Source organism: Pseudonocardia sp. NPDC049154, from assembly GCF_040648315.1.
Classification (GTDB): domain Bacteria; phylum Actinomycetota; class Actinomycetes; order Mycobacteriales; family Pseudonocardiaceae; genus Pseudonocardia.
In genome coordinates this window covers 9,578-24,171 of the sequence record NZ_JBEZDN010000036.1, presented here as the reverse complement: position 1 = coordinate 24,171, position 14,594 = coordinate 9,578, and the positions used below count along the sequence as shown (strand labels likewise).

General features: G+C 74.5%; 16 protein-coding genes. 3 read left to right on the top strand and 13 right to left on the bottom strand.

The window, feature by feature from the left end; translation table 11 throughout:
- Positions 1–50 precede the first annotated feature (50 nt).
- From AB0B41_RS18935 to AB0B41_RS18880, 12 genes are all read right to left on the bottom strand, one after another.
- Entirely contained in the window at positions 51–680 is a 630-nt protein-coding gene (locus AB0B41_RS18935; RefSeq protein ID WP_358204834.1) for a protein-L-isoaspartate(D-aspartate) O-methyltransferase, read from the bottom strand.
- A gap of 70 nt (positions 681–750) precedes the next feature.
- Positions 751–1,101 carry a DNA polymerase ligase N-terminal domain-containing protein gene (locus AB0B41_RS18930; RefSeq protein WP_037045880.1) on the bottom strand — a complete coding sequence of 117 codons (351 nt, stop codon included), beginning with the start codon at positions 1,099–1,101 and terminating at the stop codon, positions 751–753.
- 46 nt (positions 1,102–1,147) lie between these two features.
- On the bottom strand, positions 1,148–2,224 hold the full coding sequence (locus tag AB0B41_RS18925; protein ID WP_358204832.1) for an acetate/propionate family kinase: 1,077 nt from the start codon (positions 2,222–2,224) through the stop codon (positions 1,148–1,150).
- Positions 2,221–4,572: a phosphoketolase family protein gene (locus AB0B41_RS18920; protein WP_358204830.1), complete on the bottom strand. Its 2,352-nt coding sequence runs from the start codon at positions 4,570–4,572 to the stop codon at positions 2,221–2,223. The genes AB0B41_RS18925 and AB0B41_RS18920 overlap by 4 nt, the downstream gene beginning before the upstream one ends.
- 95 nt (positions 4,573–4,667) lie before the next feature.
- Positions 4,668–5,372 carry a CBS domain-containing protein gene (locus AB0B41_RS18915; RefSeq protein ID WP_358204828.1) on the bottom strand — a complete coding sequence of 235 codons (705 nt, stop codon included), beginning with the start codon at positions 5,370–5,372 and terminating at the stop codon, positions 4,668–4,670.
- A complete protein-coding gene (locus tag AB0B41_RS18910) occupies positions 5,369–6,334 on the bottom strand; it encodes a CBS domain-containing protein (RefSeq protein WP_358204825.1) in 966 nt (321 codons plus the stop codon). The genes AB0B41_RS18915 and AB0B41_RS18910 overlap by 4 nt, the downstream gene beginning before the upstream one ends.
- A complete protein-coding gene (locus AB0B41_RS18905) occupies positions 6,331–6,900 on the bottom strand; it encodes a hypothetical protein (RefSeq protein WP_358204823.1) in 570 nt (189 codons plus the stop codon). Before AB0B41_RS18905 ends, AB0B41_RS18910 begins: the two co-directional genes overlap by 4 nt.
- On the bottom strand, positions 6,887–7,105 hold the full coding sequence (locus tag AB0B41_RS18900; protein WP_358204821.1) for a hypothetical protein: 219 nt from the start codon (positions 7,103–7,105) through the stop codon (positions 6,887–6,889). The genes AB0B41_RS18905 and AB0B41_RS18900 overlap by 14 nt, the downstream gene beginning before the upstream one ends.
- A gap of 72 nt (positions 7,106–7,177) precedes the next feature.
- On the bottom strand, positions 7,178–7,444 hold the full coding sequence (locus AB0B41_RS18895; RefSeq protein WP_037045876.1) for a DUF1876 domain-containing protein: 267 nt from the start codon (positions 7,442–7,444) through the stop codon (positions 7,178–7,180).
- 125 nt (positions 7,445–7,569) lie between these two features.
- A complete protein-coding gene (locus tag AB0B41_RS18890; RefSeq protein WP_358204819.1) occupies positions 7,570–8,256 on the bottom strand; it encodes a CBS domain-containing protein in 687 nt (228 codons plus the stop codon).
- Positions 8,253–8,732: a universal stress protein gene (locus AB0B41_RS18885; RefSeq protein ID WP_358204817.1), complete on the bottom strand. Its 480-nt coding sequence runs from the start codon at positions 8,730–8,732 to the stop codon at positions 8,253–8,255. The genes AB0B41_RS18890 and AB0B41_RS18885 overlap by 4 nt, the downstream gene beginning before the upstream one ends.
- 108 nt (positions 8,733–8,840) lie before the next feature.
- A complete protein-coding gene (locus AB0B41_RS18880; protein WP_358204814.1) occupies positions 8,841–9,749 on the bottom strand; it encodes an RNA polymerase sigma-70 factor in 909 nt (302 codons plus the stop codon).
- 184 nt (positions 9,750–9,933) lie between these two features.
- On the opposite strand from AB0B41_RS18880, the gene AB0B41_RS18875 reads away from it, so the two are divergent.
- Positions 9,934–10,419 (top strand): carboxymuconolactone decarboxylase family protein, encoded by a 486-nt coding sequence (locus AB0B41_RS18875; RefSeq protein ID WP_358204812.1) that lies wholly within the window; start codon positions 9,934–9,936, stop codon positions 10,417–10,419.
- Between the two features lie 105 nt (positions 10,420–10,524).
- Here AB0B41_RS18875 and AB0B41_RS18870 read toward each other — a convergent pair whose 3' ends face one another.
- Positions 10,525–11,673 carry a phosphatase domain-containing protein gene (locus tag AB0B41_RS18870; protein WP_358204810.1) on the bottom strand — a complete coding sequence of 383 codons (1,149 nt, stop codon included), beginning with the start codon at positions 11,671–11,673 and terminating at the stop codon, positions 10,525–10,527.
- A 157-nt stretch (positions 11,674–11,830) separates the two neighbouring features.
- Between AB0B41_RS18870 and AB0B41_RS18865 the strand changes: the two genes are divergently transcribed.
- Together AB0B41_RS18865 and AB0B41_RS18860 are read left to right on the top strand one after the other, a co-directional pair.
- Positions 11,831–13,066: a CoA transferase gene (locus tag AB0B41_RS18865; RefSeq protein ID WP_358204808.1), complete on the top strand. Its 1,236-nt coding sequence runs from the start codon at positions 11,831–11,833 to the stop codon at positions 13,064–13,066.
- A gap of 147 nt (positions 13,067–13,213) precedes the next feature.
- A complete protein-coding gene (locus tag AB0B41_RS18860) occupies positions 13,214–14,458 on the top strand; it encodes an LLM class flavin-dependent oxidoreductase (protein WP_358204806.1) in 1,245 nt (414 codons plus the stop codon).
- Positions 14,459–14,594: the final 136 nt, after the last annotated feature.

Sequence of the window (14,594 nt, the reverse complement as noted above, 5' to 3'; positions counted from 1 at the left end):
TCTGTACGTACTTCGCGTCCCCCTGGGCAGCCCCGACCTCCGGCCCGACCTCAGGCGTCCGGGCTGCCCGGGACGAGCGGGACGAAGCTGACGTCGGCCAGCTCCTCGGTCCGGCCGTCGCGGTAGCGGACCAGGGTGCCGACGCGCTGGCCACCGACCGGGCAGACGATCGTCCCGCCCGGGGCAAGCTGGTCGAGCAGGTCGGGCGGGATCTCCCCGGGGGCCAGCGCGGTGACCACGATCCCGTCGAACGGCGCCCGGTCCGGGGCGCCGCGCATCCCGTCCCCGGTCCGGACCTCCACGGTCGGCGCGAGCTCGGCGAGCACCTCGCGGGCCCGCGCCGCGAGCTGCGGGTCGCGCTCGACGGTCACGACCTCGCCGACGCACCGGGACAGCACCGCCGCCGCGTAACCGGACCCGGTCCCGATCTCCAGCACCCGCGCCGACAGCGGTTGCTCCAGTGCCACCACGCTGAACGCCACGATCCAGGGCGACGAGATCGTCTGCCCGCGGCCGATGTCGAGCGGGTGGTCGCCGTAGGCCTCGCCGGCGAGCTCCGGCCGCACGAACCGCTCGCGCGGCACCTCCCCCATCGCGGCGAGCACCCGCGGTTCCGTGATCCCCGCGCCGCGGAGCCTCGCCACCATCGCCTCGCGCGCGTTCCCGGTCCCAGCCGTCATCGGACCTCCTCCCGCCGCGGCCTACCCGCTCCCGGCCCACCCATGTCGTGCGGGCCGGCGGGTCGCGCCGTCAGTGCTCCGGCTGCTCCTTGGTGAGGTGGAGCAGCCAGTCCTCGCCGGTGCGGATCAGGGCGTAGCGCCGGGAGCCGGTGCGCCCGTGCAGGGTGAAGACGATCCGCCGCTCGTCCCGGTCGTGCTCCTCCCACCAGCCCGTGTCGGCGATGGTCTTGTGCTCGTCGGTGTACCCGAGGTGGTCGAGGCCGTGGTCGGGGACGCCGACGGCGAGCCGGTTGCGCCGCGGGTCGTCGGGCAGCCCGCGGGGCACGGCCCAGGACCGGAGCACCCCGTCCTCCTCCAGCCGCAGGTCGAAGTGCGGCCGCGGCCGCCGGTGGTCGTGCAGCACGAAGGCGGGGCGCTCCATCCGCCCAGTGTGGCGCGCCGGAGATCGGCCGGCAGCGCCGCCGGTCTCACCCGGGCGTCGCGACGCCGGCGCCCCGGCGGCCCAGGGCCGCGCGGGTGCCGCGGGCGATCTCGAGGTCCTCGCGGGCCGGGACGACGAGGGTGCGCACGGCAGCCCCGACGGCGGTGATCTCGCCCGCGCCGGCATCGTTGCGGGCCGGGTCGACGGCCACGCCGAGGAACGTCAGCCGCTCGGCGGTCCGGGCGCGGACCTCGGCCGCGTGCTCACCGACCCCGCCGGTGAAGGCCAGCGCTTCCAACCCACCGGCCGCGGCGGCCATCGCGGCAATGCCGGCCGCCAGTCGGTGGACGTAGACGTCCAGGGCCAGCCGGGCCGCGTCGTCGTCCCGGCCCAGGATCTCCCGCATGTCGGCCGTGCCGGCCAGCGCCACCAGCCCGGACCGCTTCTCCAGCGTCTCGGCGACCTCGTGCGGGGCGAGGTGCTCGTGCTCCTCCAGCCACAGCACCAGGCCGGGGTCGACGGTGCCGGAGCGGGTGGCCATGACCAGGCCCTCCAGCGGCGTGAACCCCATCGTGGTGTCCACGCTGCGGCCGTCGAGGACGGCGGCGAGCGACGCCCCGGCCCCGAGGTGTGCCGTGACGATCCGCCGGGCGCCGGTCAGCTCGGCCACCCGGGCCGAGCACCAGGCGTGGGACAACCCGTGGAAGCCGTAGCGACGGATCGCGTACCGCTCGCGCCACTCCTGCGGCACGGCGTAGGTCGCGGCTGCCTCCGGGATGGTGGTGTGGAAGGCGGTGTCGAAGCAGGCCACGGCGGGGACGTCGGGCAGCAGCGCGGTGACGGCGTCGAGCCCGGCCAGCGACTTCGGCTGGTGCAGCGGGGCCAGCGCGGTGAGGTGCTCCAGATCCGCACGGACGTCCGCGTCGATCACCACCGGGTCTGTGAACCGGGTGCCGCCGTGCACCACCCGGTGGCCGACCGCGTCGGGCGTGGGCCACGCGCGCAGGACGTCGTCCAGGTCTGCCCCGGGTTCGGTGTCCGCGCTCTCCTCCACCTCGTCGTCGGGCCCGAGGAGGCGCAGCTTGAGACTCGACGAGCCCGCATTGACCACCAGCACACTCATGCCCACCGCCAGTCCGCGATCTCGGGGTCGTCGTCCCCGTGCTCGCGGGTGTAGGCGCGGGCGGCGAGGCGGCGGTCGGCCATCTTCTGCCGCAGGGTCGCGGCCCGGCTGCCCAGTGACGGCACGCGGTCGATGACGTCCATGACCAGGTGGAAGCGGTCGAGATTGTTGAGCATGACCATGTCGAAGGGCGTGGTCGTGGTGCCCTCCTCGATGTACCCGCGCACGTGCAGGTTGCGGTGCCCGTTGCGGGAGTAGGTGAGCCGGTGGATCAGCCACGGGTAGCCGTGGAAGGCGAAGATCACCGGCCGGTCCACGGTGAACAGCGCGTCGAACTCCGGGTCCGACAGGCCGTGCGGGTGCTCGCGGTCGGGCTGCAGCCGCATCAGGTCCACGACGTTGACGACCCGGACCTTCAGCTCGGGCAGGTGCTCGCGCAGCAGCGCCGCCGCCGCCAGCGTCTCCAGGGTCGGGATGTCGCCGCAGCAGGCCAGCACGACGTCCGGCTCCTCGGCGCCGTCGGAGACGGGAGTGGACGCCCAGTCCCAGATCCCGAGGCCACGGGTGCAGTGCGCGATCGCCTCGTCCATCGACAGGTAGTTCAGCTGCGGCTGCTTGCCCGCGACGATCACGTTGACGTAGTGGCGGCTGCGCAGGCAGTGGTCGGCCACCGACAGCAGCGTGTTGGTGTCCGGCGGCAGGTACACCCGGGTGATCTCGGCCTTCTTGTTCACGACGTGGTCGAGGAAACCGGGGTCCTGGTGCGAGAAGCCGTTGTGGTCCTGCCGCCAGACGTGGCTGGACAGCAGGTAGTTCAGCGACGCGATCGGCGCCCGCCACGGGATGGCCCGGGTGGTCTTGAGCCACTTGGCGTGCTGGTTGAGCATCGAGTCGACGATGTGGATGAACGCCTCGTAGCTGGTGAACAGCCCGTGCCGGCCGGTCAGCAGGTAGCCCTCCAGCCAGCCCTGGCACAGGTGCTCGGACAGGACCTCCATGACCCGCCCGCCCGGGGCGAGGTGCTCGTCGCCCGCCTCGATGCGCGCGTTCCATGCCCGGTCGGTCTCCTCGAACACCGCCTGCAGCCGGTTGGACGCCACCTCGTCCGGGCCGAAGAGCCGGAAGCGGTCGGGGTTGCGGCGCATCACCTCGCGCAGGAACCCGCCCAGCACCCGGGTCGCCTCGCTCGGCTCCGCCGCCGGCTCGTCGACGGGCACGGCGTGACGGCGGAAGTCCGGCATCGCCAGATCCCGCAGCACCAGCCCGCCGTTGGTGTGCGGGTTCGCGCTCATCCGCCGCTCGCCCTCCGGCGCGAGGGCACGGATCTTCTCGACGAGCCGGCCGCTCTCGTCGAACAGCTCCTCGGGCCGGTAGCTGCGCATCCACTCCTCGAGCTGCGCGCGGTGACGCTCGTCGGTGCGGGTGCCGGCGAGCGGCACCTGGTGGGCGCGGAAGGTCCCCTCGACCGGCTTCCCGTCCACCTCCCGCGGCCCGGTCCAGCCCTTCGGCGTGCGCAGCACGATCATCGGCCACGCCGGACGGTCGGCGGGCGGGTCCGCCTTGATCGCCGCGATCTCGTCCAGCGTGGCGTCGAGCGTCGCGGCGAGCTCCTCGTGCACGGCCGCGTGGTCCGTGTCGAGCCCGGCGGTGAGGAACCGGGGCGTGTAGCCGTAGCCCCGCATCAGCGCGGCGAGCTCCTCCTCGGGGATCCGGGCCAGCACCGTCGGGTTGGCGATCTTGTAGCCGTTGAGGTGCAGGACCGGCAGCACGACCCCGTCCCGGCGCGGGTCGAGGAACTTGTTCGAGTGCCAGCTCGCGGCGAGCGGGCCCGTCTCGGCCTCGCCGTCGCCGACCACGCACAACGCCAGCAGGTCGGGGTTGTCGAACACCGCGCCGTAGGCGTGGACCAGGGCGTAGCCGAGCTCGCCGCCCTCGTGGATCGACCCCGGCGTCTCCGGGGCGACGTGGCTGGGCACCCCGCCGGGGAACGAGAACTGCCGGAACAGCGCCCGCAGCCCGTCGACGTCCTCGCCGATCCCGGAGTAGATCTCGCTGTAGGTGCCCTCGAGGTAGGCGTTGGCCACCAGCCCCGGCCCGCCGTGCCCCGGCCCGGTCACGTACAGCGCGTTCAGGTCGCGGGCGCGGATCGCCCGGTTCATGTGCGCGTACAGCAGGTTCAGCCCCGGCGTGGTGCCCCAGTGCCCCAGCAGCCGCGGCTTCACGTGCTCCACCGCGAGCGGCTCGCGCAGCAACGGGTTGTCGAGCAGGTAGATCTGCCCGGCCGACAGGTAGTTCGCGGCGCGCCACCAGGCATCGAGCAGTGTCAGGTCGGACGGGGCGGAGGACACGAGCGGCTCCGGGGCGTCGGCACTGGATCGGTACGCGGTCCGGGCCGACTCTGCCGCGCCGCGGGGTGATCGGCCAGCGCTGCGTAACCCGGTGTTCAGAGGGACTTCACGTCGACGGTGCGTTCGTCCACGTCGTGGCCGAGGTGGTCGACCACGTCGACCACGCCCTCGAGGCGGCGGGTCAGGGCGACGGCGACGACGGCGTCGGCGTGCGTGGACACCCGGCCCTCGAGCGTCACGACCCCGCCGGCGGCCGTGACCGTCACCTGCCCGGGATCCAGCAGCAGGATCCGGCCGAGGACCTCGTCGCGGACCTCGCGCGCCAGGTCGTCGTCCGGTCGCTCGAACACGCGCAGCAGGTCCGCGCGGCCCACCACGCCCCGCAGGCGCGGCGGCCGGTCGGCGAGGTCCGCCCCGGGCTCGTCGACGACCGGGAGCCACCCCAGCCGGTGCGCCGCCATCGTCCGGGCCGCCTCGGCCACGCCGGTGCCGGGGTCCACGGCGACGACGTCCGACGTCATCAGGTCGCGCGCCCGCGTGTGCGGCGGGACCTCCGGCCGGTGCTGCCACCGGCGGCGCCGGTGGACCACCGGGGGCTCCACGTCGTCGTGCTCGGCGAGGCGGAGCACGTCGGCCTCGGACACCACCCCGAGCAGGAGCTCCCCGTCGACGACGGGCAGCGCGCGGACCCCGCGCCGGCGGAGGGCGGCGACGACCTGGGCGACGGACGCGTCCGGGCCGACCGCCTCGACGTCCGTCGTCATCACCTCGCCGACGAGGGTGCGGCGCAGCGCCGTCACCGGGTCGCCTCCGCCGGTTCCGCGCCGGCCCGCACGTCCTCGCCCGAGCGGCCCGGCGGGGGCACGACGGTCACCGAGCACGGGGCGTGCAGCACGCAGTGCAGCCCGACCGATCCCAGCAGCAGGCTCGCGGCGGCCCCGCGCCCGCGGGACCCGACGACGAGCAGGTCCGCGCCCGCGGCGGCCCCGCTGAGCACCTGTCCCGGCTCGCCGGGGACGGCCCGGACCGCCACCTCCGGTGTCGCGTCGCCCTGCTCGGCGCGCACCTCCTCGGCCGCCGCGCGGGCCCGGGCCCGCAGCTCCCGCTCGACCTCGACGGCCAGGTCCCGGGAGGTCGGCACCTGCGGCGCGCCGGACCGCACCGGCCAGGGCGCGGGCACGGCGAAGGCGGACACCACCTCGACGCGCACCCCGCGGCGGGCGGCCTCGTCCAGCGCGAACCGCAGCGCCGCGGCGGCGCCCGGCGACCCGTCGTCGCCCACGACGACCCGGCCACGGGTGCGTGCCGGTGGCGCCGGGCGCTCCGGCAGTCCGCGCCGGCGCCGCACCTCGGCCGCGCCGCGCTCGCCCCGGGCGACCACCCGCAGGACGTCCCGCCGGGTGACGATCCCGACCAGGTCGCCGTCGTCGACGATCGGGACCGACCGCACGTGCGAGTCGAGCATCAGGGACACGACGTCGGTGAGCTCGTCCTCCGGGCGCATCGCGAGCGGCGTGCGGGACATGACCTCGTCGACGACCTGCGGCTCGCGCCCCTCGAGGCGGAACCGGTCGCGGACCAGATCGGCCTCGGTCACGAGGCCGAGCAACCGCCCGTCCGCGTCGACCACCGGCGCGGCGGTGAACCCGTGCGCGGCCAGCAGCGCGGCGGCGGGGGCGATCGGGGTGTCCGCCGGCACGGTGACGACCGGGCTCGTCATCACGTCGTCGGCCCGCAGCGGGAGGCCCTGCCCCGTGATCATCGGCCGTCCCGCCAGCGCGGCTCGACCTCGTCCCACTCCCGTTCCCACTCGGCGGCGCGCAGCCGGGCGACCCCGCCGGCGGCGAGGTGCGCGAGGGCGGCCACGACGAACCCGCCGATCACCAGGACCGCGCTGGCGCTCGCCACCGTGACGAACACGATCTCGGTGGCGGTCAGCGGGGCGCGCGCGAGCCGCCCGTCCGCCGCGACCCAGGCCTCGACCGGGTCCCCGACCCGCCGCGGCCCCGCGACCTCCGTGCGGCCGACGTGCTCGACGCCGGTCCGGTCGGTCCAGCGGACGTCGGCCGGAACGAGGTTGCGGCCCTCGGGCAGGACCGGCACGTCCTCGGTGAGGACCGCCGTGACCGGGGTCCGGTCCCGCACCTCGGCGGCCGCCCGGTCGGTCAGGTCGCCGTGGACGCCCAGGCCGACCAGGACCGACGCCCCGAGGAGCACGAGGACCGTTGCGCTGACCACCCACGCGACCAGGTCGGCGACCCGGTCGGAGCGGCGGCGGCCGTCGCGCCGGCGGGGCCGCGACGGGCGGGCGTGCTCACCGGCGAGCATCGCGGCCTTCCTCCTCCGGGGCGTCGGCCGACGGCTCGGTGCGCGGCTCCGCGGGCACATCCGGACCGTCTGCCGGCGGGTCGACGGCGCCGGGCACGCCGGGCAGGTGGACCGCGGGTGTGTCGATGTCGGCCTCGTCGCCGTAGAGGGCAGCGAGGACGTGCTGCTCCTCGTCGGCGTCGGGCAGGGTCGACGATGCGCTCATGACGGCCACGCTCCGGCCGTTCCCCCGGGACCGGCAGTGCCGAAGGTCCGTCGGGGGGTCCCGGTCACGGGCTCATCCGCCCCGCACGGCCGGCTGGTTGACCCGTTCCAGGTCGTCGGCGGCGATCCCGAGCAACCGGTGGGTGAGCTCCGACAGCGCCCGCGCGGCCGCGAGCTCGTCACCGATCTCGGGCACGTCGCGGTCCGCCGGGTTCAACCGCGCCAGGCCGACCCCCATCACCGACTGGGTCTCGTCCGGGTGGAGCCGGGCCACCGCCCGGGTCCGGCCCTCGTGCTCGTCGATGTCGATCGACACGGTCCAGCGCTTCGACTCGTGCACGGCGCCCTCCTCCTCGCGTCCCGGGCGAGCCTCCCCCGCCTACGGCACGGCCAGGAGGGCCGTCGTACCCGCTCCGTTCAGGTCGTGAGCCCCGAGCTCCCGTCGGCGACGGACGCGGAGACCGCTCAGGAGCCGGGTCCGGCGGCCGGCTCGGCGACCCGCTCGTCCCGGTCGTCGACCAGGTCGCCGCGGACGGCGACGACCCCTTCCAGCCTGGCCACCAACGCCGTCGCCCGCCGGGCCCGGCCGGACCGGCGGAGGTGGCCCGACAGCGTGACGACACCCCGCTCGACCTCGACGGACACGGCGTCGGCCTCCTCGGCGAGGACCGGCCGCAGCACGCCGTCGACGATCTCGGCGCGCAGCTCCGCGTCGTCCCGGAGGAAGACGGTCAGCACGTCCGTACGGCCGAGGACGCCGACCACGTGCTCGGCGGCGCCGTGGAACTCGGTCACGGCCAGCCACCCCACGCCGCGCTCCCGCATCCGCCGCGCGGCCTCCGCCACCGACGCGTCCGGCCGGACGGTCACCACAGCCGTACTCATCAGGGCGCGCGCCGTGGCCGGCCGCGCCGGGTCGGCCCGGCGGAAGCGCTCGTACGACGCCGCCGGGTCGCCCCGCTCGGCCGTCCGCATCAGGTCCGCCTCGGAGACGACCCCGAGCAGCCGGCTGCCCTCGAGCACCGGCACGGCGCGGACCGCGTTGCGGGTCAGGACCAGGGCGACCTCGTCGAAGTCCGCCTCGGGCCGGACGGACACCACGCGCGTCGACATGACGTCGCGGACCAGGGTCCGCCGCAGCGGCGCGGTCACGGCGCGTCCCCGGCGGGCACGGGTGCGGTCCGCGGCGGGCGGACCACGGTGACCCGGCACGGCGCGTGCAGCACGCACTGCAGGCCGACCGACCCGAGCACCGTGCTCGCCAGGCCGCCGCGGCCGCGGTGCCCCACCACCAGGTCGTCGGCGTCCCCGGCCTCCCCCAGCAGTACGGCGGCCGGGGAGCCGGGCAGGGCGAGGACGTCGACCGGCACGTCCGCGACCTCGTCACCCAGCTCCGCCCGCGCCTCGGCGACCGCCTCGCGCAGGCTGCTCTCGAGGGTGCGGGTGACCTCCGCGGCCGTGGGCGGTCCGCCCGCCCGGCCGAACTCGGGCCAGAAGTCGGGCGCCTCGAAGGCCATGACGACCCGCACCCGGGCCTCCCGGCGCACCGCGTCGCGGAGCGCGTGGCCGAGCGCGGTCCGCGACCCAGCGGACCCGTCCACCCCCACGACGATCGTCGGTGTCCCCATGGTCCCTCCCTCGTCGGTCCCTGCGCGGCAGGGTGACCCGGGAGAATCGTCGGCGGCACCGCCGGCGGTCCCGGCGTGGCGGGCCGGTCGGCCCCCCCTGTCCGCAGCTCAGCGCTGCAGGGCGGTCTCCCGCTCCATGTGCGAGAGCTTCTGCGGGTTGCGCACGGCATAGAGCCCGGTGACGAGGCCCTGGTCGATGCGCACCGCCACGACGCTGTCGAGCTCGCCGTCGAGCCGGAGGATCAGCGCCGGGTGGCCGTTGACCTGCACCGACTGCAACGACGCCGCGGCGGCGACCCGGCCCAGCCCGGCGGTCAGCACGCGGGCCACCTTGTCCGCGCCCACGATGGGCCGCAGCACCGCCTGCTTGACGCCGCCGCCGTCGCCCACGAGGACGACGTCCGGGGCGAGGATGTCGAGCAGGCCCTGCAGGTCGCCGGTCTCGACCGCCCGCCGGAACGCGTCGAGCGCGTTCCGCGTCTCGGCCGGGGAGACGATCCCGCGGGGGCGGCGCGCGGCGACGTGCGCCCGCGCCCGGTGCGCGATCTGACGGACGGCGGCGGGGCTCCTGTCGACGGCCTCCGCGATCTCGTCGTACCCGAGGTCGAACACGTCGCGCAGCACGAACACCGCCCGCTCGGTCGGCGCCAGCGTCTCGAGCACCAGCAGCATCGCCATCGAGACGCTGTCGGCCAGCTCGACGTCCTCCGCCACGTCCGGCGAGGTCAGCAACGGTTCGGGCAGCCAGGACCCGACGTAGGACTCCTTGCGCCGGCCCAGCGTACGCAGCCGGGTGAGCGCCTGGCGCGTGGTGATCCGCACGAGGTACGCGCGCCGGTCCCGCACCGCGTCGAGGTCGACGGTCGCCCAGCGCAGCCAGGTCTCCTGGAGGACGTCCTCCGCGTCGGCGGCCGAGCCGAGCATCTCGTAGGCCACGGTGAAGAGCAGGTTGCGGTGGGCGACGAACGTCTCGGTGGCGGGGTTCGCGGCGGCCGGGTCCTGGTGCTCCGTCGACATGGGTGCTCCTCCTCCTTCGCGGTGTCCCGCACCAGACGCCGCGGCCCGCCGTTCCGTGACACCGGGACAGGGGTCGATCTCCATGGCGCACGTCACATCCTGCCCCTGTCACGGGGACCCGCCCGCCGGCATCTGGTGTCCGTCCAGTGCAGCAGCACACGGCACCACGAGTGAGGACGAGGTCATGGACGCCCGCATCAACCTGTTCGACAACGAGATCGCCGCCGCCTTCGGCAAGCGCTTCGCCAACGCCGCCCTGGTGATCCACCGGTCCCCGCTGCCGAAGGCCACCCAGGAGCTGGTGTCCCTGCGCGCCAGCCAGATCAACGGCTGCGGCTTCTGCACCGACATGCACACCAAGGATGCCGCGGCCGCCGGCGAGACCGCGGTCCGGCTCAACCTGGTCGCCGCCTGGCGCGAGGCCACCGTGTTCACCGAGGCGGAGCGGGCCGCGCTGGCGCTCGCCGAGGAGGGCACCCGGCTCGCCGACGCCCACCAGGGCGTGTCCGACGAGACCTGGGCGCAGGTCCGGAAGCACTACGACGAGGACCAGGCCGCCGCCCTCGTCGCCCTCGTCGCCCTGGTCAACGCGGCCAACCGGATCAACGTCATCGCGCGCACCCCGGCGGGCTCCTACGAGCCCGGCATGTTCGACGCGATGACGAGCTGAGCGGGCCCCGGCCCGGGATCCTCCGGTCCCGGGCCGGCCGCTACCACGCGTCCGGCTCGGACTCGGCGGTCCTGTTCGCTGCAGTGGGCGGCGGCCGTCCGCCGGTCAGGACCTCGACAGGCCGATGGAGAGCGGACCGCGCCTGCCCTCGGCCGTCTCGGCCCGGATCGCCGGGATCTCCGCCGGGTCGAGCAGCCCGATCGACGCCGCGTGCTCGGCGATCTCGACGCTGTCGTCCACGGCCAGCATCGGCACCCCCAGCGCGGTCACCCGCTCCGCCAGCGCCCGGACCTCGGCGTCCCGGCGCAGGGTGGGCCCCGGGGGGCGGCGTACGTAGACCGCGCGGATCCGGTCCGGGTGCGCCTCCGCGACCGCCGCGTAGATCTCCGGGTCGAGCTGGCCGGTGTCGCCGACGAGGACCAGCCCGAGCCCCGGGTGCTCGTCCAGGATCTGGGTGATCAGCCCGATCTTGTGCTCGCGCGCGCCGATGCGGAACAGGTTCCCGTGCCCCGGACCCCAGTCCGTGAGCAACAGCGGGCCGAGCGGGAACGCCCGCAGCGCGATGAACTCCAGCAGCGTGCCGTGCAGGTTCCACGGGCTGGTCGACACGTAGAAGACGGGCCGGCACACCCCCGAGTGCGGTGCGACCAGCGCCCGGTACAGCGCCGCAGAGCCGGGCAGCGGGGCGCGGTCCGCGGTCTCGGTCAACAGGGTCGCCCGCAGGAACGCGAGCCCCCGCGTCAGGCCGGTCTCGAGGATGGTGTCGTCCACGTCGCTGACCAGGGCCACGTCCGCCCGCGGATCGACGACCAGGACCTTCGCCCGCGCGGCCGTCCCGGCCTGGAGGGTCAGCTCGGCCTCGTGCCAGCCCGGCTCCAGACCCGGCCGCTCGACGACGGCGTCCACGTACCCCTCGACGTCCGCCCGGACGTGCCGGACCCCGGCGGGGATACGGATGGCGACGTGCGCCCCGGGCAGCTCGATCGTGAAGAAGCGGCTGAGGCTCGCGAGCAGAACCTGCCGCCGCGAGCGCGGACCGGGCGCGAGGTCGTCCTCGGTGACGGCGTCGGGGTGTCCCATCGCCACTCGCGCACCGATCCGGACACGCTCGGTGGACCCGTGGCCGATGAAGGGCAGGACGAGCGGCCGGCGCCGCCCCCGGATCACCACGACGACGATGACGACCCGGCTCAGCACCCGTTCCGCGGCGACGGCCAGGCGGACGAGGGCGGCCTTGGTCTGCGCGCGCTTCACGACGTCAGGGTGGCGTGGAGACGATCAGCGCGCCACCCGGGGCCGCCGGTCCGGGACCGTGTCCCGAAGTGGGACGCGGGCGGGCGACCTCGCGCTGCGATGATTCGCGCCGTAGTTTCGTCGGCAGACGGGCCGACGTGGGAGGGGCGGGCGCTGGATGTCCCCGGATGCCGCAGCAGAGGCTCCCCTCGCAGGTGTGCAGGTCGTGGACCTGACGACGACGTTCATGGGCCCGTACTGCACGCTGCTGCTCGCGCAGATGGGCGCGGACGTCGTCAAGGTCGAGGCCCCTGCCGGCGACGTCCTCCGCTATGTCGGGGACGAGCGCGGCACGGGCATGGGCCCGGTGTTCCTCAACGCCAACCGCGGCAAGCGCAGCATCGCGCTGGACCTCAAACGGCCCGAGGGGCGTCGCGCCCTGATGCGCCTGGTCGGCAGGGCCGACGTGTTCGTGCACAACATGCGGCCGGAGGCGGTGGCGCGGCTCGGCCTGCACGCCGAGGACGTGCACGCCGCCAACCCGCGCACGGTCTACTGCGTGGTCCGCGGCTTCTCCAGCACCGGCCCGTACCGGGACAAGGCCGCGTACGACGACGTCATCCAGGCCTCGTCCGGGCTCGCCGCCGTGCAGGGCGGACCCGACGGACCGACGTACATCCGCACGCCGGTCGCCGACAAGGCGACGGGCCTGATGGCGGTCGGGGCGATCGCCGCCGCGCTGTACCGGCGGGAGCGCAGCGGGCGGGGACTTGCCGTCGAGGTGCCCATGCTCGAGACGATGGTCGCGTTCACCCTGCTCGACCAGCAGGGCGGCTACGTCTTCGACCCGCCGCGCGGGCCCGCCGGCTACTCCCGGTTGAACTCCCCGTACCGCAGGCCGTACCGGACCGCCGACGGGCACGTCGGCGTCATGGTCTACACGGACCCGCAGTGGCGCGCGTTCTTCGAGCTCGTGGGCAGGCCCGGGCTCGCCGCCGATCCCCGCTTCCGCACGATCACCGCCCGGACGCTGCACGTCGACGAGCTGTACCGGCTGCTCGAGGAGGAGCTGCGGAGGCGCCCGACCGCCGAGTGGCTGGCCGCCTTCGACGAGCGTGGCATCGCGGCGATGCCGGTCCTCACCGTGCCCGAGCTGTTCTCCGACGAGCACCTGCGCGCCACGGGCACGTTCGAGGCCGCGGTGCATCCGACCGAGGGACCGCTGCGCTTCGCCCGGTTCCCCGTCGACTTCTCCGGAGCCGCCCCCGTGGACCTGCGGCCGGCGCCGCGGCTCGGGGAGCACGGACCGGAGATCCTGGCCGAGCTGGGTTACGTCCCGGAGGAGATCCGCGCACTCGGCCTCGCGGACGGGCACGCACCGGACGTCACGCTCCGGCCTCGTGAGGACGCCTGACGCACCGCGCCGTCCGCCGGAGGCCGCCCGGTGGGGCAAATTAGGACACGGACGCCTCCCGGTTCCGCGGTTCGATCGTCCCGTCAGCAAGCCACCGTCCTCGGAGCCGGCCTCCCCGCCGGTCCGTGCACAGCAAGGGAGCCCGCGGTGAAGTTCCAGCTGTTCATGCTGCCGACGATTCCGGCGACGTTGGAGGAGCGCGCCGCACGGCGCCCCATCGGCCGTGACAACGACGCCTTCCAGGCGATGATCGCCGAGGTCCGCGAACTCGCCGTGATCGCCGACGAGGTGGGGTTCGACGTCTTCTCGACCACCGAGCACCACTTCCACTCCGAGGGGTTCGAGGCGTCGGTGCAGCCGATGATGCTCTACGCCGACCTCGCCGCCCGCACCCAGAACATCGCCTTCGCACCCCTGTCGCTGGTGCTGCCGGCCAACGACCCGCTCCGGGTCGCCGAACAGGTCGCCTACCTCGACCACCTCACCGGCGGCCGCGTGTACGGCGGCTACGCACGCGGCTACCAGGACCGCTGGGTCAACGTCTTCGGCCAGCACATCCCCGTCAAGGGCACCCCCATGGACGGCAGCCCCGACGACAAACACAACCGCGCGGTGCACGAGGAGTACCTCGAGCTGATCTACAAGGCGTGGACGGACGACCTGCTGACCTTCGACGGCGAGTTCTACAAGGTGCCACCCAAGGAGGGCATCACCCGCTGGCCCGCCGCGGAGTGGACCCGCCAGTACGGGCACCCGGACGAGATCGACGAGAACGGCCACATCCGCGGGATCTCGGTGATCCCCAAGCCCTACCAGCAGCCCTACCCGCCGGCCTTCCAGCCGTTCTCGGTGTCCGAGTCGACCATGGTCCACACCGCACACCACGGCGTCATGCCGATCATCCTCGTGGCGGAACCGGGACAGTTCACGCACCTGGCCAAGCTGTACCAGTCCTCGGCCGCCGAAGCGGGCCGTCAGCTCAAGCTCGGCGAGAACATCGGCGCGTTCCGCGCCGTGGCCTTCGGTGAGGACCGGCAACAGGCCTGGAACCTGATGGAACGCACGAACTACTACGGATTCCAGATCTACTTCTCCGGCTTCGGCTTCTGGGAAGCGCTGCGCCTACCCGGCGACGAGCAGACCTACCCGAAGGGCTCGGCGCTGCTGCCCCCGGAGGAGTGGACCATGGATCGCTTCACCAAGACCAAATACGGCCTGGTGGGCACCGTCGACGACATCAAACGCGACATCGAGGACCTCGCGACCATCCACGGCAACGGCGGCGAGCTGGAATGGTTCTCCTGGTTCTTCGACCAGGGCCTGATGCCACTCGACGAGGCCAAGCGACAGCTCGAAACCTTCGCCGAGCACATCATCCCCGAGTTCCGCTGAACCGCGCGGCTGGGGCGGACCGGCCGGCCCGGGCGCCCCCCCCCCACACCGCCCCCGGGGCGACCCCAGTTTCTACGAGCTGAGATGGGGTGAGCGGGGGGGTGGGGGAGAGGGTGGGGTGCGTGGGGGTGGGTTA